Origin of the sequence: Dermatophilus congolensis (assembly GCF_900447215.1) — a bacterium.
Lineage (GTDB): Bacteria > Actinomycetota > Actinomycetes > Actinomycetales > Dermatophilaceae > Dermatophilus > Dermatophilus congolensis_A.
The window spans coordinates 2,350,272-2,371,546 of record NZ_UFYA01000001.1; the positions used below are offsets into that span (position 1 = coordinate 2,350,272).

General features: G+C 50.9%; 18 protein-coding genes. 8 read left to right on the forward strand and 10 right to left on the reverse strand.

Annotated features, from left to right (window positions below; genetic code table 11):
- Window positions 1-67: 67 nt before the first annotated feature.
- From gyrA to dnaA, 6 genes are all read right to left on the reverse strand, one after another.
- Entirely contained in the window at window positions 68-2,653 is a 2,586-nt protein-coding gene (gyrA, locus tag DXZ77_RS10330; protein WP_371667524.1) for a DNA gyrase subunit A, read from the reverse strand.
- 220 nt (window positions 2,654-2,873) lie between these two features.
- Entirely contained in the window at window positions 2,874-4,946 is a 2,073-nt protein-coding gene (gyrB, locus tag DXZ77_RS10335) for a DNA topoisomerase (ATP-hydrolyzing) subunit B (RefSeq protein ID WP_258553329.1), read from the reverse strand.
- A 300-nt stretch (window positions 4,947-5,246) separates the two neighbouring features.
- Window positions 5,247-5,855 carry a DciA family protein gene (locus DXZ77_RS10340; protein WP_306747166.1) on the reverse strand — a complete coding sequence of 203 codons (609 nt, stop codon included), beginning with the start codon at window positions 5,853-5,855 and terminating at the stop codon, window positions 5,247-5,249.
- Entirely contained in the window at window positions 5,839-7,029 is a 1,191-nt protein-coding gene (gene recF, locus DXZ77_RS10345) for a DNA replication/repair protein RecF (RefSeq protein WP_115031986.1), read from the reverse strand. The genes DXZ77_RS10340 and recF overlap by 17 nt, the downstream gene beginning before the upstream one ends.
- Before the next feature lie 92 nt (window positions 7,030-7,121).
- Window positions 7,122-8,255, reverse strand: coding sequence for a DNA polymerase III subunit beta (gene dnaN, locus DXZ77_RS10350; RefSeq protein WP_115031988.1), 1,134 nt, complete (start codon window positions 8,253-8,255; stop codon window positions 7,122-7,124).
- Window positions 8,256-9,057: 802 nt separating this feature from the next.
- Complete coding sequence (gene dnaA / locus DXZ77_RS10355; protein WP_258553269.1) at window positions 9,058-10,617, reverse strand: chromosomal replication initiator protein DnaA; 1,560 nt, start codon at window positions 10,615-10,617, stop codon at window positions 9,058-9,060.
- Between the two features lie 800 nt (window positions 10,618-11,417).
- On the opposite strand from dnaA, the gene rpmH reads away from it, so the two are divergent.
- From rpmH to DXZ77_RS10395, 8 genes are all read left to right on the forward strand, one after another.
- Window positions 11,418-11,555 (forward strand): 50S ribosomal protein L34, encoded by a 138-nt coding sequence (rpmH, locus tag DXZ77_RS10360; protein WP_084441032.1) that lies wholly within the window; start codon window positions 11,418-11,420, stop codon window positions 11,553-11,555.
- 17 nt (window positions 11,556-11,572) lie between these two features.
- A complete protein-coding gene (gene rnpA / locus DXZ77_RS10365; RefSeq protein WP_115031991.1) occupies window positions 11,573-11,965 on the forward strand; it encodes a ribonuclease P protein component in 393 nt (130 codons plus the stop codon).
- Between the two features lie 29 nt (window positions 11,966-11,994).
- A complete protein-coding gene (gene yidD, locus DXZ77_RS10370; protein ID WP_115031993.1) occupies window positions 11,995-12,270 on the forward strand; it encodes a membrane protein insertion efficiency factor YidD in 276 nt (91 codons plus the stop codon).
- Window positions 12,271-12,351: 81 nt separating this feature from the next.
- Window positions 12,352-13,392 carry a membrane protein insertase YidC gene (gene yidC / locus DXZ77_RS10375; RefSeq protein ID WP_115031995.1) on the forward strand — a complete coding sequence of 347 codons (1,041 nt, stop codon included), beginning with the start codon at window positions 12,352-12,354 and terminating at the stop codon, window positions 13,390-13,392.
- 84 nt (window positions 13,393-13,476) lie between these two features.
- Window positions 13,477-13,974, forward strand: coding sequence for a Jag family protein (locus DXZ77_RS10380; protein WP_115031996.1), 498 nt, complete (start codon window positions 13,477-13,479; stop codon window positions 13,972-13,974).
- Between the two features lie 65 nt (window positions 13,975-14,039).
- Entirely contained in the window at window positions 14,040-14,777 is a 738-nt protein-coding gene (rsmG, locus tag DXZ77_RS10385) for a 16S rRNA (guanine(527)-N(7))-methyltransferase RsmG (RefSeq protein WP_115031998.1), read from the forward strand.
- 239 nt (window positions 14,778-15,016) lie between these two features.
- Complete coding sequence (locus DXZ77_RS10390) at window positions 15,017-15,946, forward strand: ParA family protein (RefSeq protein WP_371667526.1); 930 nt, start codon at window positions 15,017-15,019, stop codon at window positions 15,944-15,946.
- Window positions 15,947-16,032: 86 nt separating this feature from the next.
- Complete coding sequence (locus DXZ77_RS10395) at window positions 16,033-17,337, forward strand: ParB/RepB/Spo0J family partition protein (RefSeq protein WP_115032001.1); 1,305 nt, start codon at window positions 16,033-16,035, stop codon at window positions 17,335-17,337.
- A 57-nt stretch (window positions 17,338-17,394) separates the two neighbouring features.
- On the opposite strand, the gene trxA is transcribed toward DXZ77_RS10395, so the two are convergent.
- The 4 genes from trxA to DXZ77_RS10410 form a co-directional block, all read right to left on the reverse strand.
- On the reverse strand, window positions 17,395-17,721 hold the full coding sequence (trxA, locus tag DXZ77_RS10400; protein WP_115032003.1) for a thioredoxin: 327 nt from the start codon (window positions 17,719-17,721) through the stop codon (window positions 17,395-17,397).
- An 83-nt stretch (window positions 17,722-17,804) separates the two neighbouring features.
- Window positions 17,805-18,737 (reverse strand): thioredoxin-disulfide reductase, encoded by a 933-nt coding sequence (gene trxB / locus DXZ77_RS10405; RefSeq protein ID WP_115032005.1) that lies wholly within the window; start codon window positions 18,735-18,737, stop codon window positions 17,805-17,807.
- Window positions 18,738-18,842: 105 nt separating this feature from the next.
- Window positions 18,843-19,532: a hypothetical protein gene (locus tag DXZ77_RS11920; protein ID WP_147279275.1), complete on the reverse strand. Its 690-nt coding sequence runs from the start codon at window positions 19,530-19,532 to the stop codon at window positions 18,843-18,845.
- A 102-nt stretch (window positions 19,533-19,634) separates the two neighbouring features.
- The gene (locus DXZ77_RS10410; RefSeq protein WP_115032007.1) at window positions 19,635-21,275 is read right to left on the reverse strand and encodes a protein kinase family protein; all 1,641 of its coding nucleotides are present in this window, start codon (window positions 21,273-21,275) and stop codon (window positions 19,635-19,637) included.

Below are 21,275 nucleotides of genomic sequence, written 5' to 3' on the forward strand. Positions count from 1 at the left end.
CGAACACCGCCTACTGTCATTGTGCGCGGTGCAGCGGCTGGCCCATTGGCTTGCCCCTTGGGATTGCTCATGCCTGACCTCCGTCATCGTCCTGCATCGTGGCAGCAGCCTCCTGGGCATGAGCGGATTCGGAGTCCTCTCCTCCTTCGGTACCGATGTCGGTCCTCGGCTGGGCCGGGTCGTGCATCGCCGCTAATGCTTCGGCGCTGTCCGTGGTATCGCCGTCCTCGATGGCTTCGACATCGGCTTCGGCAGCGGGCTCGGGGTTACGCGCCACCGCAACGATGGCGTCGTTTCTATCCGGCTTCGCGAACTGCACACCCATGGTGTTACGTCCAGTGCGTCGAACCTCGTCGACACGCGAGCGAACGACCTTGCCCTTTTCCATAACGACCATGACTTCTTCATTTTCACCAACGGTCAACGCACCAACGAGGTCGCCAGCCCGTTCACTCATCGAAGCAACTTTGACGCCTAAGCCCGCGCGACCTTTCACCGGATAGTCGGAGGCAGGCGTGCGCTTGGCAATACCGTTCTCAAACACAACAAATACGTCCGGATCCATGGCATCAGGAACTAAGCACATAGCTAGGAGTTCGTCTCCGGCACGGAATTTCATACCCGTAACACCGCTGGTGGCACGCCCCATCGGACGAAGAGTGCTGTTGTCCCCCTTAACCCGTAAAGACTGGCCTTTGCGAGAAACGAGTAGCAGGTCATCTTCATCATGCAAAGCGGTTACTCCGATGAGCTCATCACCATCGCGTAGGTTCACGGCGATCAGGCCACCCGAACGGGGCGAGTCGTACTCGCGCAAGTAGGTTTTCTTAATCAACCCCTTACGTGTAGCCACAACCAAATACGGAGCTACCTCATAGTTCGGGATCGCCAGCACAGCAGCAATACGTTCATCGGGCTGGAACTCGAGCAGATTCGCAACGTGCTGACCCTTCGAATCCCGCGCACCCTCAGGCAATTCATACGCCTTGATCCGGTATACCCGACCGAGGTTAGTGAAGAACAAGATCCAATGATGCGTTGTCGTCACAAAGAAGTGCTCAACAATGTCATCGCCTCGCAAGGTTGCTCCGCGAACCCCTTTACCACCACGTTTTTGTGATCGGTACTCATCGACTCGTGTGCGCTTGGCATACCCGCCGCAGGTGATGTTGACAACGACGTTTTCTTCAGGAATGAGGTCTTCCATCGAGACTTCACCGTCGTAGGGCATGATCTGCGAACGACGTTCATCGCCCCATTTCTCGACTGTCTCGGTCAGCTCCTCGGAGACGATCTGCCGCTGCCGCTCAGGCTTGGCGATGATGTCTTGGTAATCCTTGATAAGGGCGGCGAGTTCATCGTGCTCTTCAAGGATTTTCTGCCGTTCCAGGGCGGCCAAACGACGCAGCTGCATGTCAAGAATCGCGTTTGCTTGCAATTCATCAATGCTCAGTAGCCCCATCAATCCAGTTCGGGCTTCATCAGGCGTGGGCGAACGTCGGATAAGAGCGATCACCTCATCGAGCATGTCCAACGCTTTGAGCAGCGCACGCAGAATGTGCATACGTTCCTCGGCCTTGCGCAGACGGTACTTAGTACGGCGCAAGATGACGTCTACCTGATGGTCGACCCAGTGCCGAACGAATGCTGAAATCGGCAGCGTACGCGGAACACCGTCGACAAGTGCAAGCATGTTTGCGCCGAAGTTCGTCTGTAGTTGCGTGTGCTTGTACAAGTTGTTCAGTACAACTTTGGCAACTGCATCTCGCTTCAGCACAATCACCAGACGTTGTCCGGTACGCCCAGAAGACTCATCGCGAATATCGGCAATCCCCGACACACGCCCTTCTTTAGCTAGCTCCGCGATTTTTGTAGCCAACGTGTCCGGGTTAACCATGTATGGCAACTCGGTCACCACCAAGCATGTACGCCCTTGGATCTCTTCAACCAGCACACGCGCCCGCATGATGATTGACCCTCGGCCTGTGCGGTAAGCGTCTTCAATTCCTTGACGCCCCATGATCAAACCGGCCGTGGGGAAATCTGGTCCCTTAATAATGGAAATACATGCTTCTAAACGTTCTTCTTTTGTTGCGTCAGGATGTGCCAGCACCCATTGGGCTGCCTCGGCGACCTCACGCAAGTTATGTGGAGGGATTAAGGTAGCCATCCCCACAGCAATTCCATTAGACCCATTGACCAGTAGGTTCGGAATTCGTGCTGGCAGGATGTCTGGCTCTTGATTCTTGCCGTCATAGTTCGGCGAGAAGTCGACTGTATCTTCATGGATGTCACGAACTAGCTCCATTGCTAAGGGAGCCATCCGGCATTCGGTGTATCGCGCGGCAGCAGGGCCGTCGTTGCCTGCGTTACCGAAGTTTCCTTGACCGTCAATGAGCGGATATCGCATCACCCATGACTGGGCCAAACGTGCCAATGCATCGTAGATAGCCGAATCACCGTGTGGGTGATATTGCCCCATCACTTCACCGACAACGCGCTGACACTTGTTGTAACCGCGGTCAGGCCGGTACCCACCATCAAACATCGCGTAAATAATCCGCCGATGTACCGGCTTGAAGCCATCTCGTACATCTGGCAATGCGCGGCTGACGATCACGCTCATCGCGTACTCGATGTAGCTACGCTGCATCTCGGTGTTCAGGTCTACTGGCGCGACCCGGTCGTAGCCGGATCCAGCTGCCTCAACATCGACACCAGGAGGCTGTTCGTCGCTCACAACAAATCCTTCACAATCATGTTCGGGCGGAGATCGACACGATCACCAACGGGAAAGACCAACTGACATTTGTGGGTGGAAGCGGAAAACCAACGTTGAGAGCCGATCTCTGCCTCTGCCCCTGCGGTAATCGCTACGCGTCAAGGAACCGAACGTCCCGCGCGTTCCTCTGGATGAAGTCACGTCTTGACTCAACGTCTTCTCCCATAAGCACGGAGAAGATTTCGTCAGCTGCAGCCGCATCGTCGAGATTGACCTGGAGAAGCTCACGGTGCTCTGGGTCCATCGTGGTGTCCCACAACTCACTGGAGTTCATTTCTCCCAGACCCTTGTACCGCTGGATGCCATCTTTGGGCAGCCTCCAGCCGGCGCTCTTACCGGCTTGGAGCTGGCGGTCTCGTTCCTCATCGGAGAACACGTACTCGTGTGGATGGTTGATCCATTTGAGTCGATACAACGGAGGCTGGGCTAGGTACACGTATCCGGCCTCAATGAGCGGTCGCATAAACCGGAACAACAGTGTCAATAGCAACGTACGGATGTGCATACCATCCACGTCGGCATCGGCCATGAGTACAATTTTGTGATAACGCGCTTTCTTCAGATCAAAGTCTTCACCAATACCAGTACCAAACGCGGAGATCAATGCTTGCACCTCCATGTTGCTCATAATTCGGTCGATGCGAGCTTTTTCGACATTGAGGATTTTTCCACGAATAGGAAGAATCGCTTGATTAAAAGGATCGCGGCCATCTTTGGCAGATCCACCGGCGGAATCTCCCTCGACAATGTAGATCTCACTGACGGATGGGTCTTTTGATTGACAGTCACGCAGTTTTCCTGGCAGTCCCCCGGACTCCATCAGGCCTTTGCGCCGTGTTGCTTCACGCGCTTTACGCGCAGCTAGCCGAGCATGTGCAGCATTAATTGCTTTCTTGACGATCTCTCGACCTTCGTTTGGATGACGTTCAAACCAGTCGCCTAGGCCTTCTGTCATGGTCCCTTGCACGAAACCACGTACTTCAGAGTTACCCAATTTGGTTTTTGTTTGTCCTTCAAACTGGGGTTCGCCGAGTTTCACAGAGACGACTGCGGTAAGGCCTTCACGTACATCCTCACCGGTGAGGTTGTCGTCTTTGTCTTTCAGGAGGTTCTGAGCCCGCGCGAACCTGTTGACCAGATTGGTCAGCGCAGATCGGAATCCTTCCTCGTGTGTTCCGCCTTCATGGGTGTTGATCGCATTTGCGTAAGTGTGCACCGACTCGGAGTAAGCCGTTGTCCACTGCAAAGCGATTTCCACAGACATGGATCGCTCTGAATCTTCACGGTTGAAATCGATGATTTGTTCATGCACTGTCTCGCTGCGCTTACTGGAGTTCAAGTGCTGGACGTAGTCAACGAGTCCACCGTCGTAGCGATAGGTGATGACGACTGGTTTCCACACGCTTTCTGTGAGTTCGTCACTGCCCTCAGCGTCCTTGGGAACGGAGAGATCAGCTTCGTCTACAGCATCGTCGACTACTGATTCGTCGTGCTCTGGACGGCGCTCATCCGTAACAGAGATCGTCAGCCCTTTGTTAAGGAATGCCATCTGCTGAAACCGAGCACGGACGGTTTCGAGATCGTAGGTTGTGGTTTCGAAGATCGCCGGGTCAGCCCAGAAAGTGATCGTCGTTCCGGTTTCTTCTGCCGGTATCTCTTCCATTTCCTGCAGCGGCCCGGTGGGGACTCCATGTTCGAAGGCCATGCGGTACACATGGCCTTTCTGTCGAACTTCGGCTTCTAGTCGAGTGGACAGGGCGTTGACGACAGAGGACCCCACACCGTGAAGACCGCCAGAGACTTTGTAACCTCCTCCACCGAATTTTCCGCCTGCGTGCAGCTGGGTAAGCACAAGTTCGACAGCAGAGACTTTCTCCACAGGGTGGATATCAGTGGGGATGCCTCGCCCATCATCTTGGACTCGTACGCCCCCGTCGTTCAGCAGTGTCACATCTACGCGAGTGGCATACCCAGCGAGAGCTTCGTCTACACAGTTATCGACGATCTCCCAGATGAGGTGATGTAATCCTCGCTCGCCTGTAGATCCGATGTACATGCCGGGGCGTTTACGAACCGCTTCCAGGCCTTCCAGGACGGTGATGGCGCTGGCATCGTAGGCAATGGATGTGTTTTCAGATGCAGGAAACGCCTCTGCACCGGTCACGGGTTCAGAGCTCGAGTCGGTCACAGGACTCCTCGGTACGCAGGCCGCTGGGGCGCGGGATCAGAACAGCTGACCACAGAGAAGCACGCATGAATGCTGCCCTCTCATACACGGTCGAGCATTCAGTCTACCTTCACTCCACAGCGAATATCGCAATGGGGCTCTCCTCAAGCCCTTGAGTCGCATTGAAACCCGAGACATGTGGGTGGGTATGCAGAAGATCTTTGCGGACCAGAGATCGGCTCAGGTCGCTTTAGTGAGTTCTTTGTGGGAACTTTATGGGGTGACGTGCCTTTTCGACTAGCCGTAAGTATCTCGAGGCCCTGGGCCCCGACTACGCCTTGGTCCTCGTTTCCAGGACGGCGCACTGGGCCCTGTTACCCGAATATTGGTGACTACTCCGTTACCTATCGCGTCATCAATGCGGGCCTGCAGTTGCGGAATCATGTAAGTCAACTGCGTAGCCCACGCTGTTGATTCAGCGCGTACTACCAAAATTCCTTCTTCAAAACTCACCGGTACTGAATGTCGAGCAATATCGAGTCCAGCTACTGCTGGCCAGCTCCCCATAACCGACGCTGCGGAGACATCTTTGCGCCATCCGCGTGTTTCTATTAATCGGCCGAGTTCATCACCGAGAAGCTGTGGGTCTCGTCGATCGGGGCCAGCGGAGCTGGTTAATGGCTCGCTGTTTCTTCTTCGACGTTTCCGTGGAAGCATGCCAGGCCGAAGTCCTGCTTCACGGGCTGTATTTCGTGCGCGTGCCAGAGCTGCACGCGCGGCATCATCGCGCAGCGCGGAGTCTTCACATAAATCGGGTGTGGGAGGTGTAGGCGCATGTTGATATGCACCTACACCTAGGAAAGATGAAACTTGACGAAAATATTTTTTCTCATTCATCTCGCACATTTCCGGCGAAGATATTAAGTGTCTTTCCCTGCAGTAGAGGAGGAAGATCCTCCTCTACTGCAGCGGTAATTAAAACTTGTTCAGCATCTTCGATCAGCTCCGCTAAACGTGCACGACGACGAGCGTCAAGCTCAGCAAAAACATCATCAAGAATCAGAACAGGATCTTCTCCGAGGTCATGGCGAAGAAGATGATACGAAGCAAGCTTCAACGCGAGGGCAAAAGACCAAGTTTCTCCGTGCGAGGCATATCCCTTTGCAGGCATCTCCCCAAGAGAAAGCTCTACTTCATCTCGATGCGGCCCAAACAGGGTTACTCCCCGTGCGAACTCAGCTTGATGAGATCCTTGCAAGGATTCAAAGAGGGCCTGTTGTAAATCTTCTACATCAGGAGTCTCGTTAGAATTAATGAGGGAAGAAACTTTAAGAGAGTGTTCTAAGGTAAGACTTGTTCTATACGTAGCACGCGCGAAAAAGTTTTCTGTTTCGTCTTCAGAAATTGAAGAATAAGCGTCCTTCAAACGGGGAGAAAGATCATGAAGAAGCCTGAGACGCGCATACATAAGTCGCCCACCTAACCCCGCAAGCTGGTCATCCCATATAGATAAAGTCGACTCAAAATAAGGATCTTTTGGATAGCTAGTTTTTTTGCCACCTCCACCAAGGGACACAGCTTTCTTCAATAAAGCATTACGCTGCTTCAAAGCTCGAGCGTAGTCTCCTTGAACTGACGCCCATTTGGGCTGCCGCGCAACAAGAAGCGTATCTAGAAAATCACGTCTTCCAGATGGATCACCTTTAATAATCGATAGATCCTCTGGGGCGAATAAAACGGTCCTTACGTTACCCAGAATGTCTCTAGGACGCGAAACTTGAGTTCTATTAATCCCAGCTTTATTTGCGCGACCAGGAATAATGTCAACCTCAACAGTGGTACTGCGCCCTCTTTTACTAACAGCTGCCCTGATGACGCTATGATCTGCGCCGAATCGAACAAGTGGACCGTCACTGGCGACTCTATGTGATCGAAGAGTTGCGAGGTATCCGATAGCTTCGACTAGATTTGTCTTACCTTGACCATTGGGGCCAACGAGAAACGTGACTCCTGGCTCGAGGGAAACATCTGTGGAGATGTAGTTACGAAAGTCTGCAACCCATAGATGTGTGACGTGCATAATCCACTTTCTTATGAGTTTTACTATCGGAATATTGTTACAAAATAAATTAAATGGTGGAGAGGATCCCCCTCCCCACCATTTAATAAAGATCAGTTAGTAAAACGCACTGGCATGAGTACATATCGGTACGAAGAGTCACAGTCACCATCTGCTTCTCTTTGACCGCTGAGAACTGCTGGCTTACCAGGCTGAGTGAAAGCAAGTCTGGTAAAGGGAGATGAAACAGCGTTAAGCCCATCGATCAGGTAAGTCGGGTTGAAGGCAATTTCGATGTCAGGCCCAACTAACTGACACTCAACCGCTTCGCTAGCCTGTGCATCCTCTCCTGTCCCCGCATCGATGCTCACTTGTCCATCAACGAATCGAAGACGAACGGGTGTGTTTCGTTCTGCAACAATGGAGACTCGCTTGACAGCTTCGATAAGCACTTGAGTATCCACAATTGCTTCGGTATCGACGCTATTAGGGAAAATCGCTGAAACTTTGGGATAGTCGCCATCGAGAAGGCGACTAGTTGTGCGACGTTGCCCTGCATCAAAGCCAATAAGGCCGTCACCTCCAGCTGCTTCCCCAAGGGCAACCGAAACCGAGCCAGATGCCCCTAGAGATTTTGCTGTGTCGGAGAGCGTCCGAGCAGGAACAAGAACAACGGCGTTAATGTCCTCATCATCAGGACGCCAAGTCAGCTCACGCATGGCCAAGCGATAACGATCTGTAGCCAACAATGTCATGCGCTCACCGTCGACCTCCATGCGAACACCCGTAAGAATGGGAAGCGTATCTGAACGATCAGCAGCAACACTGACCTGGGCTACTGCATGAGTGAAGACATCACCAGGAATGTGACCGCTCGGCTCAGGAGATACCGGGAGTGTGGGATATTCTTCCACGGGCATTTTTAGCAAGGAAAAACGACTAGATCCACAAGCGACAGAAACTTTATTTCCGTCAGTAGTCACATCGACGGGTTTTCCTGGAAGTGTTTTTGAAATATCTGAAAGCATCCGCCCTAAAACTAATGCTCGGCCTGGTTCGTGCACATCTGCCTCAACAGTTATACGTGCAGATACTTCGTAATCGAACGCAGATAAAGTCAATGACCCGTCAGCGTCAGCTTCGAGAAGAATTCCGGCTAGAACCGGCGTAGGTGGACGATTAGGCAGGCCACGAGCTACCCAAGTGACTGCTTCAGTCAGCACGTCGCGCTCTACACGGAATCTCACAGTCACCGCTCCTCAAACTCAACACAGCGCGTGGGGCCACATCAATGAATCCACTTCGGTGGCCATGGTCGTTTCGGTTTCAGGCTTTCGGCTCGAAACGGTTTGACACATCGATGCTAACCACCTTGGAGCCTGCTCTTCTCCCAAAGTGGCCCAAATTTTGGAACTTTACCTAGTCGGGCCACCTACCTCGAGGTGCTTCCGTACGCAGTCGCGCATAGCTAGAGGTATAGATTCATCGTCTTAATAAGCCCTGTGGATTTTGTGGATTTCCTCGATATGACCAGTTCAAGGGCCCTTAAGGGTTGGGGATTTTGTCTGTGGATTTTTAGTGGATGACCTATACGACCCTGTGGAAACTCTCACTGCATCCACACTGCATCCACAGTCTTGTATCTATCTTTCCTCATGCAATACGCACTTCTCCCCAGGGTTACCCACTGATTTATCCACAGGGAAGAGCAAGGAATCTTCACAAGATATCCCCAATCTTGTCCCCAGTTGTGGATCCAACAAGGCAGGTCAAGGGCTAATTAGATCCGCAGTGGATTACGAAAACGATTACCCTCCTGACTTATGAACAAGTATGTGGATAAGTCAGGAGGGTCCCCTTGCAGTGGAGAATAGCAACTCTTCAACCCCTAAAATCCGACCCAAAAAGGATGAAAAATATTTGAAGAGTCAGTGTGGTGGTGTCTGTTTTTCGCGCGTGTCGCTGCCTACGTGCCAGTGAGGCATTGCGAGGGGGGGTTGGGAGATGACGTCATCTCCCAACCCCCCCTCGCAGGTGAAACTAAGTCGTCTAAGTGGACTGTTGAGATCGGATACGCGTGGTTAGCTCTGTTACCTGGTTATAAACAGAGCGCCGCTCTGCCATGAGCTGCCGGATCTTCTTGTCTGCATGCATGACAGTTGTGTGGTCACGCCCACCGAACTGCTGGCCAATTTTGGGTAGAGAGAGCTCAGTCAGTTCACGGCATAGGTACATAGCAATTTGACGAGCATTGACGAGAGTGCGTGACCTAGAGGCGCTGCACAGATCATCAATAGTGAGGTCAAAGTACCCAGCTGTTTGCGCCATGATTGTCGCAGCTGTGATCTGACTAATTTGTTGATCAGGCATGAGATCACGCAAAACAATTTCTGCTAGCCCGAGATCCACTTCTTGTCTATTTAAGCTGGCGAAAGCAGTTACGCGTATGAGCGCTCCTTCTAGCTCACGAATGTTGCTAGATATCCGACTCGCAATGAATTCAAGAACTTCGTCAGGAACTTTTAATTGCTCCTGACGTGCTTTTTTTGAAAGAATCGCGATTCGCGTTTCTAAATCTGGCGGTTGGACATCAGTAAGTAAGCCCATTTCGAACCGAGACCGCATGCGCTCTTCGAAGCCAGAGAGCTGCTTTGGTGGAACATCGGAAGTGATAACTACTTGCTTATTGGCATTATGTAAAGTGTTAAAAGTGTGGAAAAACTCTTCCTGAGTTTGCATTTTTCCTGACAGGAACTGAATATCGTCAATAAGTAGAATATCAGTTTCGCGATAGCGGCGCTGAAAGCTGCTAGCGCGATCATCGCGGATTGAGTTGATAAAATCATTTGTGAATTCTTCAGAGTTCACATATTTAACTCGAACTTTTGGGTAGAGATTCTGTGCGTAGTGGCCTATCGCATGCAGCAGGTGTGTCTTGCCTAGACCTGAATCGCCATAGATAAAAAGCGGGTTATAAGCTCGAGCTGGGGCCTCAGCGACAGCCACTGCGGCCGCATGAGCAAAACGGTTACTAGAGCCAATCACGAATGTGTCGAAGGTGTATTTAGGATTGAGATGGTCGCCACCTGAATCATTTGTTGTTTGATTCTTGGTGTTACCTCCTGCTGGTTTACGTGGCCTGTCTGGTCCAGAATCGTGATGAGCAGTTTCCGTGGAAACAGTATCCGCCACCCCCCCAAAGCGTTCTTGAGCGGCAGCAGAAGTTACGGGAAGCGAATTGTCTCCGCTGGTCTTGCTTGAGGAATGGATATCTTCAATTTTCCAACTGTCGTTTTCGCTGTACATATCAAGAGTTGGCTGACTCGATTCCTCGATAGCTCCACGAATAGAGGAATCTACTGTTACTGCGAGGCGAATATCACGGCCAGTTTCCCGCGCTAGGGATTCCGTAAGAGACTCGCGAACGCGTGTCTCCACAATGTCTTTAGTGAATTCATCAGGTACAGCAATGATTGCGGTTGAGTCGAGAATTCCAACCAGCGCACATTGTGCGACGAAAGCTCGTTGCGGAGCAGGGATGCCTGCTTCCTGCAGAGAGTGCAGCGTCGCCGTCCAGATCCGGCTGGTGTCGCTTTGTTTTTCCGACACGTTGTGCCCTCCTGCTGAGTATGTAATGCGGTGATAAGTCCTAGGACACGTTAGGTGTCCACTGCGCGAGCATCTTGTGGGAAACCCTGTGTGTACCTGCCCGCGCAGGGCATCAATTTTCTCGAGAAGTTTTATTGAAACATGCAGGCTACAGTGCTGCCCAGGCTGTTTCCACAGCTGTGGAAACAGCCTGGGGGTACAGGATACGGGATATCCACAGGCTACTAGTGCTCGACCATTGACAAAGTCAATTAAGGTCATGAAACCTGCTGCTTAGGTGGGTATTTGACGAAGTATTAAGGGCAGTGCATGCATGTGGATGCCCTGTGGGAATCTCTCTCGCTTAGGTTTTCGGGTCACTTGGCCGGTGGAAAATAGACAGCGAGTCGTGCTGGCTAGTCGTAAGCAGAATCTGTCAATCGGGTCGGCGGATAGGTTTGCGTTCAAATGCACGAACTCATCGGCCGCTGGGTGAACTGCCAGATGAGGTAGCTGTATTCGCTGTGGTTCGAGTAAGTTAGCCCAGCAAGTTTGACCTCTATTTCCTATTTCACGTAACGTGGTGTGTCAGTCGGTTTCGACGGGCGGTTTCGTGTGCCCGTCTCCAAGCTGTGGTAGTCAAGACGTAACGTGCGCAGAAGTCATGAGTTTCTCTCGCGCGTAGTGACTAGAATGAGAGTGGAGACGGACCTTCGATCCCGACCGTCGGCGGCGAGGCTTTCTCAATCGTTCGAGATTTGCGTCGCGTCATGGTCGAGCCGACTTAACCGACTCGTCGACGAGACCCAACGGAGTTCAACGTGAGCAAGCGCACTTTTCAGCCCAACAACCGTCGTCGCGCTAAAAAGCACGGCTTCCGCAGTCGTATGGCCACTCGTGCTGGCCGCGCTATTCTTGCCTGCCGTCGCCGTAAAGGCCGCGCCAGCATTTCCGCCTGAATCTTCCGGGCAGGATCGTGCTCTCCGCATGTAACCGGCTATGTGAACCTACAGATTTTCACGTAGCGGTAAAAGGCAAGAGAGCAGGTGGAAAACTGCTTGTTATTCATGTTGCTCAGCCTGAGGGCAGACGAAGCCGACCCCCGCGGGTCGGCTTCGTTGTGTCGAAAGCGGTGGGCATTGCTGTTGTGCGAAACAGAGTAAAGCGCCGTCTACGCCATTCTTTGCGTGCACGTATTCCTTCTCTCCCCCAAGGTGTCGACCTCGTCGTTCGAGCTAACCCTGCGTCCGCGCAAGTAGACTTTCTACGCCTTGAGACTGAGCTAGAACGTCTTCTCACTAGGGTGATGAAAGACTTGAATGAAGTTTCAGTGGGTCACAAAAAATCAGTGATGGGTCGATCTGTGTGAGTCCCCTACTAGTCGATCGCTTACGTGGCATGCTAGCTAGGCCGTTTTTATGGGCGATTCGGGGGTATCAGCTATTTATTTCTCCCCTGATACCCCCTAGATGCCGTTTCTATCCCAGTTGTTCCACGTACATGCTTGTGTCTATTCAGCGTTTTGGTGTGGTCAGGGGGCTTGGGCTGGGGGTCAGACGTTTGGGGCGTTGTCATCCTTGGAATCCAGGTGGTGTTGATCATGTACCTGCGCGAGACGCTAAAAGACGCTCGGCGCGTCAGAATGGAACTATCTCAGACACCACCGACAGGTGATGAAACTTTGACAATAAACTTCGGTCATATCTGGTCTGTAGAGATACCCGAAGATGGAACGAAGAGACCGTAGAGGAAAATATGGAGAGGTCCTTTTTCGAGACGCTGATGCTTCCACTTGAATGGTTTGTCGAGTGGGTGCTGGTTGCTTTCCACAGTCTCTTCTCGTGGGTTGGAATGCCTGCAGAGTCAGGGTGGACGTGGGCGCTATCCATTGGTGGATTGGTTATTGTCATCCGCGTCCTGTTGATGCCCTTGTTCTTTAAACAAATCCAGTCGTCACGTCGTCTGCAGCTCATTCAGCCTGAGATGCAGAAGATTCAAGCAAAATACAAGGGAAAAACTGATCCAGAATCTCGGCAGCGAATGTCTGAAGAAACAATGGATCTGTATCGTCGAACAGGGACCAACCCTTTTGCATCTTGTCTGCCGATTCTTGTTCAGATGCCTTTCTTCTTTGCGTTGTTTAGCGTTTTGAACAACCTTGGTCGAGTTGCTTATGGACAGCGTTTGTCTGCAGGACCATTGAATCCACAGCTAGCAGGTCAGGCAGATGCATCGACTCTTTTCGGAGCCCCGCTGTCAGCCACATTTATGACCTCTCATTCCATCGAGGCAAAAATTCTTACAATTGTGCTGATTCTGTTGATGTCAGCCACTACATTTATCACGCAGCATCAGCTGACGATGAAAAATATGCCTGCTTCGGCACTTGACAATCCGATGGCTCGGCAACAAAAAGTAATGTTGTATGTTTTCCCCTTGATTTTTGCGGTTACAGGTGTCAATTTTCCTGTAGGTGTTCTTATCTACTGGTTCACCACGAACGTCTGGTCAATGGGGCAGCAGTTTTGGGTGATTCGCCGGATGCCAACTCCTGGATCGGAAGCAGAAAAAGCATTCCAAGAAAGACGCCGTCGTCAAGGAAAACTGCCGGCAGAAAGTCGCATGGATGCAGTAGAAAAAAATATTGCATCAGAGAAAAAACGTTCGTGGTTCAAAAACAACACAGATGTCTCAAACATTGCAGGTGAGTATCGCGATAGCCCTGCAGCGGACAAGCTTCGACAAGGTGGTCAGCGTCAGCAGCCTCGCAGGACCAGCCGTTCGCGGCGAAAATAACTTGTATTCCCGCGCTTTGCGCGGCCAGGCCACACATAATCGATCTGGCAGCGGATAGAACTGCCTATTCATTGGAGGGACAGCATGAGCGAGGGAATTAGTGCTAGCCGCACAGAGGAGCTAGAGCGTGAAGGTGAAATTGCGGCAGACTTCCTCGAGCGTTTACTTGATATTGCCGACTTGGACGGTGACATTGATGTAGATATCGATGGCGACCGGGCTTCAGTTGCCATCGTAGATTCAGAAGATGGTCGAGTACCACGTCGTTTAGTCGGGCAAGACGGCAAAGTTCTCGAAGCATTACAAGAATTAACTCGTATGGCAGTACAGGCTGAAACTGGTGAGCGTAGCCGGGTAATGCTTGATGTAGCTGGCCACCGTGCTGAGAGGCGCGAAGCAGTTATATCTAGTGCACGAAAAGTGATCGCTGAGGTAAAAAAATACGGCGAGGCTCGATCGCTCGAACCTATGTCTGCATTTGAACGTAAAGTAGTTCATGACGAGGTGCTTCGCGCAGGACTCGAATCAGAATCCGAAGGCAGTGAGCCTCACCGTTTCGTTGTTGTACTTCCCCTGGTTTAAATCACACCTTCTCTGATGGCAGTGGCAGCTAGGCGCGGCCACTGCCATCATTCGCCTTCTTAACGATGGATCAACCAACCGTGGATAATTCGTTTTCCTCTGAACTTTCCCTTCCTCCCAGGATTGCTCATCTGATCTATAAAGATCGCCTAGATATAGCTGTAAAGTTTTCAGAATTATTAGCTACAACGGGAGTGACTCACGGACTAATAGGTCCTCGCGAAGTTCCACGATTGTGGAGTAGGCACATTCTAAATTGTGCAATCGTGCAAGATGTACTGGAACCTGGTGTCGCCGTGGCAGATATTGGCTCTGGTGCTGGGCTGCCAGGATTAGCTTTAGCTATTGCACGGCCTGACCTGCAACTACATCTGATTGAGCCACTTGCGCGACGCACAACATGGCTTTCATCTGCTGTTGAGGAATTGGGACTTACAAATGTGGTAATTCATCATGCGCGCGCCGAAGCTTTAGCCGGCCAGCTCGCTGTTCCTGTTGTAACTGCACGAGCAGTCGCTCGTCTTGCAAAACTGGCAATGTGGGCTGCCCCCCTATTGAGCCCGGGAGGCGAACTGGTTGCTCTCAAAGGCGCATCTGCTTATCGTGAACTGGAAGAGGACCGTCAGCAAATAGCTGTCTCTGGTGGCTGTGATAGCAAAGTTGAGCTTCTTGGAGAAGGAACTTTAGAAGATCCCACGACGCTTGTACGTATTCGTTTTATCTCAGCCCAGAAGGGAAATGTTCGAGTGAAAACTTCTGGCAAGAAAAAGTCACGCCATAGTCGCAGAACTCAAAATCAGTAAGGTCTCAGTTGACCTCTCGGCCCACTTAGGTGAGTCGAGAGGTTTTTGATGCCCAGAATCTCTCTGTTCCGTAATTGTCATGTCGTCATGTCACCAGAGCTAGCTCTGAGGGTACCGTAGGTCCTTGAAGGCATCGTTCTATGCATGTTTCACGTGAAACTTCTTGTCGGAGCTCTGTTTCTCGTGAAACGCGTTGACGTTAGAGACAAGGAGGAGCTGTGCCCCAGGAGTCACCAGCACTGACAGTAAAAGATCATGCTGACCCCTTAGACGAAAAGGAACCAGATGAATCAGCGCTGAACAGGGTCGTTTCCCAGCCGAAGCGGCGTTTGATTCGACCTAAAGGATCTCCCTGGAAGAAACCTGCGCATACCAGGATCATCACTATCGCAAATCAAAAAGGAGGCGTTGGGAAAACAACTACAGCAGTCAATCTTGCAACAGCTCTGGCACTTGGAGGGCAACGAGTATTACTTATAGATTCGGACCCACAAGGCAATGCAAGCACCGCACTAGGGATCGAGCATTCCTCAGAGGTCGACAGTATTTATGATGTTCTGATTGAAGATGCTTCGCTGATTGATGTTGAGCAACCTTCTGCGTTAACCCAAGGACTAACGTGCGTACCTGCCACGATTGAGTTAGCTGGTGCTGAGATAGAACTAGTTTCATTCGTTGCACGTGAAACACGACTGCAAAGAGCAATTGAGTCTTATCTGCTGCAAAAAAATAAAGACAAAGATCCAGTTGATTATGTGATTATCGACTGCCCCCCAAGCTTGGGACTTCTCACGCTTAATGCTTTTGTGGCTGCTCGCGAAGTGCTTATTCCGATTCAGTGTGAATACTACGCTTTGGAAGGTTTGTCGATGTTGATCCGCAATATCGACATGATCCGGCGACACCTCAACCCTGTGCTTCACATTTCGACGATCTTGCTCACGATGTATGACGGGCGCACCAAGCTTTCATCGCAGGTAGCAGAAGAAGTTCGCTCAGTTTTCCCAGATCAGGTACTCAATGCGATGGTGCCGCGATCTGTTCGGATATCTGAAGCTCCAAGCTACGGCGAAACCGTTTTGACTTACGATCCGATGAGTACGGGATCCTTAGCGTATCTAGGTGTTGCTCGAGAGTTTGTTGAACGCGATCCAAGTTCTCAATCGTAAGTAATGTTTCACGGGAAACATATATAGCAGCGAGTTTAGCGAAACGGCTATTAGCTGGTAGTGGGCACGAGGAGGAGGAAGAACGTATGAGTAGTGATCGGCAGCGTGGTTTAGGGCGGGGGTTGGGGGCTTTGATTCCCACTGATGTCCCGCGAGAATCACTTGCAGCTAAACCACGAAGTACAAGGCCCTTGACTGAGTCAGTTCCTGCAGTGCAAACCAGGCCAGCAGATTTATTCTTTGAAAGCGACGTTACTCGGCGCACACGAGAATCTGCTTCTTCATCAGCAGCTGCATCTGGACGAAAAAATAAGTCGAGTGCTCCTACAGATAGTCAGGGACGTCGTGCTGCTTTAGATAAAGCTTTCGAGAGTGTAGGACGTGCAGGGGCGGATGTCAGTTCTTCAGAATCTGATGTAGTTCAAAGTAGTTCTGATGTTTCACGGGAAACCAAAGAACTAAGTAAAATTCATCTCGAATCTGAAGGAGAAATAGTCATAACTTCCACAGAGCCCCGAGAGGGAGTCGTGGTGAAAGATGACTTGTCTCCTGTTCCAGGGATTGAGCTTGCTCAGATTGATATTGATGCAATTCACCCGAATGCGAAGCAACCTCGAACAGTTTTTGATGAGCAAGAGCTAGATGAACTTGTTGCCAGCATCAAAGAAATTGGAATACTCCAACCAATTGTTGTTCGGCATAGTCAAGAAATTGAATCTGGCTATGAGTTAATTATGGGTGAGAGGCGTTGGCGCGCTTCCCGAATAGCGGGGCTGCAATCAGTGCCTGCAATCATCAAAAGCACACCTGATGACGCAATGCTGCGTGATGCGCTTTTGGAAAACTTGCATCGAGTTCAGCTCAATCCTTTGGAAGAAGCCGCTGCCTATCAGCAACTGCTTGATGATTTTGGTTGCACCCACGAAGAACTCGCAGATCGTGTAGCTCGATCACGCCCTCAGATTAGTAATACATTGCGACTTCTGAGGCTTCCGCCTCTTGTTGCTCGGCGTGTAGCAGCTGGTGTTTTAACTGCAGGCCATGCTCGTGCCTTGTTGGGTCTTTCAGATGCAGCAGCGATAGAGCGTCTAGCTCAGCGAATAGTGGCAGAAGGCCTATCTGTGCGAACAGTAGAAGAAATTGTTGCCGTTTCGTCAAATAATGCTAGTAGTAAACCTCGTCGTCCGCGCAGTTCTCAACATAATCAGGGGTATGAAGATTTAGCAGCAAGACTTACAGATCGCCTTGATACTCATGTGACCATAAATATGGGGAGAAAAAAAGGGAAACTAACGGTTGAGTTTGCTGGTCGAGAGGACTTAGACCGAATCTTGAAGGCAATTGACTCGACCTGTTTAGCTGAAGAGAGCGAATCTATCCAGGAAACTTAAAATTAACAAGGGTTGGGGTGTTGTTTCATGTGAAACAACACCCCAACCCTTGTTATATCAGGCAATGAAGTCTGCGATTTCGCGGAGCAACTTTGGCTTCGGGTGGGCTCCGACAATTGTTTTCACAATTCCCCCGCCCTGGAAGACGTTCATCGTAGGAATACTTACGATTCCGTACTTAGCTGCAGTTTTCGGGTTTTCATCAGTGTTGAGTTTGATAATTTCGATCGAACCAGCATTCTCGGCTGCGATTTCTTCGAGGATTGGAGCTACAGCACGGCAAGGACCGCACCATGGTGCCCAAAAATCGACAAGAACGGTTTTTTCATTCTTGAGAACGTCAGCTTCGAAATCAGCATCACTGGTCTCTTTAATAGCTGCCATGAAATCTCCTGGTTGATTAACTGACTGAGAGTCAGACTAAAGTGTTATCACTTACCCACGACTGATAGGTCTCATGTATGAGATTAGATAGTTTCCAGATAACGTTCTGCGTCGAGTGCAGCTGCGCATCCGCTACCTGCTGCTGTGATTGCCTGTCGATAAGTGTGGTCTACAAGGTCACCGCAGGCGAAAACGCCAGGAATATTAGTGACACTGCTCCGACCTTGCGTTAACACATATCCTCCCTCATCGATCTCAACAGCGTCACAGACGAGTTCATTGCGAGGATCGTGACCAATAGCTACAAAAACAGCACGAGTTTCCACCTCGCGGGTCACCCCAGTTATTGTATCTCTGAGGGTAATAGATTCGACTTTATCGACTCCGTTAATTGATGTAACCGCAGAGTTCCAGAGGAATTCAATTTTCGGGTTATTCATGGCTCTTTGTGCCATGATGGCACTTCCTCTGAGCTGATCACGCCGGTGTATCACTTTGACTGACTTGGCAAATTTTGTAAGAAAAGTTGCTTCTTCAAGTGCTGAGTCACCGCCACCGACTACCACGATGTCTTGATCACGGAAAAAGAAACCGTCACAGGTGGCACACCAAGAAACACCTTTTCCTGAGAGCTCTTTCTCACCAGGAACATGGAGCTCGCGGTAAGCAGAACCCATAGCAAGAATCACAGCTCGAGCACGGTATGAGTTACCGCTTCCATCTGTAGCTGTTTTTATGTCGCCGGATAGATCAAGAGAAACTACATCATCGATGATGAGTTCTGCTCCGAAATGTTCTGCTTGTTTCTGCATTTTTTCCATGAGGTCAGGCCCCAGTATTCCATCGGGAAAACCTGGAAAATTTTCCACCTCAGTGGTATTCATTAGAGCGCCGCCGGCTGCAACTGATCCTGTGATTACGACAGGAGAAAGATTGGCACGCGCTGCGTATATGGCTGCGGTGTAGCCTGCAGGTCCGGAACCAACAATCAAGACGTTGTGGATATCCTCGCTCATGGAAGTCCTCTCAAATAGAAGTATAGCTAGTCAGCGTTTGAACTGTCGAATACTTACAACGCGCTGGAAAAGTTATTTACCCGCTCAACGATTATGAGGGTAGACCTATTCCAGGCGTCTGTTAGATGCGGCGTTCTTACTGTTGGAGACAGGATCTGCTGTTGTTTCCTCTTCCAAAAGGACAGGGCTTCTGAAAACAGGGCATGCTGGATCGATCACGCGCAGGCGTCGTTGCCCTTGGGTGTTTGTGGTGACAAAAGCAGCTGTGATGCCGTTGTACGGTGCGATCTCTACCTGCTCAACTTCATTAACGTCAATACGAAGATGTCTGAGGCAATTAAGTATTTGTCTCGAAAGGATTTGACTATCTTTTGTTGGGGTTGATTGAGAAGTCTCGACAGGTGGAGAGTTATGAGGTGCAGATAGCGCAGCCACAGCTTTGGAAGGTTCCGGGATGGGGGCAGAGCGCTCGGTGAGTGGAATGCCTTCTTGCGCGAGCGTTGTCGTCATGCGACTTTGAGTATCTAACTGAGTCATCCCCGCAGTGACAAGCAGAGTTGTTCCGATAGCTGCAAGTAGTAGTGAAAAGCTCACCAGGAGAGGGACCGGTAACCTAGATCTGCCGTGCAAACGGTTAGGAATAGGTGGTGGTGGGATTTTTCGATTTTGTGAGGATAACTGTTCCTGTGAAACAGCTTTTTTTAGACGTTGGGTGAGGCCTGCGGGCGTTTGAGGCGTGTGTGCTGACGCCAGAAGTCGGCGGATTTCCTCGTCTTCGGGGTAATTGTGCCTCATTCCGTCCTCCTCCCGGTGGTGGTAAGTTTGGGGATTTTCCCCGATCGGTTTCACATGAAGGACGTACAGGCTCTATTCCGGGTTCCCCGAGAAGTGTGCGTGTTAGTAGACCGTGATTTCTGAGATGCTGCCGCGGTATCGGCCGTCTTCTCCTTGGGGCAACTTAGTGAGGAGCACAATCAGGTATTGGGCAGGTTCAGTGCTGCTAGCGCGAATATCGCTTTCACCTTTTGGTGCATTTTCTACTTTCCCGATTTCCGTGGCTCCTTCGATGGAGCTTGAGTTATTCGATAATACAGTGATTGATTGCCCCTGGCGGCCGTTGATTTTTACGCCTTTAATTGATCTCTGATCTTGTAATTTAAGTACAAGTCCTACTCCACGTTTGTTCCCACCAATAATGTCAGGAGAGTCATATCCTTCGGTATGCCACTCAGATGACGTATTTTGATCAGTTGCTCGATGTGTTTGATTTTCGTTCTCTGCCCCGTCGCCTTGGGGGTCAAAAGATCTTACATGTGATATAGCGATAGGAGTTGAGTTATCGGTATGAGTAGCTGAAGCATTAGGGGTTGCAGGTTTCGCTGGTGCAGGTGTCGTTGGTGTTGCACTAGTAGTGGATTCCGGAATCGTGTTAATAAGTACGGGTATAGCTGCGGCAGTAGCAAGGAGTATTCCTGCTAAAACTACCGCGACGATAGGGCGCGCATATTTTCCGTCTTTGTATGAGGGCGCAGCAAAACCTGGAGCGATGGCATTTTCGTTGTCGGTGCCAGTGCCGACCGCGAGTGCTTCGCGGATGTTTAGATATGAAGGGTCAGATCGTCGTTCTTCAAGGTCACGTCGTTCTGCAGCAATACGTTCATTTTTTCGGTCTTTTAGGCGAGTGGTGATTGAGGAAGCGCTCTTGTTAGATGGCGTTGCGTCTGGTGTGGTTTCGGTTGTTTTTTCCGTGTTTTTGGAATGAGAAGCTTTAGTGACGCGAACGCTGGACCAAGGACGTAATTGTGCTGCGACTTCAGCAGGAGTTACAGGGCCAGAATTGTGGTTGAGAGTACTTCGGCAGACCGCATCGATTTCAGGAGGAACCGCGCTTACTAGTTCGGAGGGCACTGCGATCGCTGTTCCGACGCGGGGAGCTGTGTCAAGTCCTCGTACAGGACTGGGAAGAGGCCACCGTGCAGTGATGGCTGCATACATGAGGGCAACGATGGCGCAAGCATCAGTGCGTTGTGCATCTTCGGTGTTGAAGTTTTCGTTTCCGCCAGCGATAGCGTCAGCGACTGCAAGTCCCGCAATTTTTACGAGTCCGCTGTCTGTGATGCGAATAGCGTGAGGGGTGAGGTGGAGATGGTGAACATTGCGGCGTGCGGCTGTGGTGAGTGCGGTAGCGATTTCACCGGCAATGCGACGTCCCTCTTCGGGGGGGAGAGGACCAGTTTCTAGAAGCTGGGCGAGGGTACGCATGTCTGCGAGAGATTCTTCGACGACCCAACTCATGCGGATATCGGAACCAACATCAAGTACGCGCACAAGTCGGTGATCGGCAATTGCGGCTGAATTGCGTGCGGCTTTGACGATTTCTTGGGCTTGAGGATGCGAGGTTGGAAGAACAGTGACTTCGACTTCTCGTCCTAGGGTGTCATCAGTGGCGGCCCATACATCTATGTCGCCGATTCGGGCTCGACGGTTGTTGAGCCGATACCGTCCTGCAACGACTTGTCCTGCTCCTACGCCCTGCAC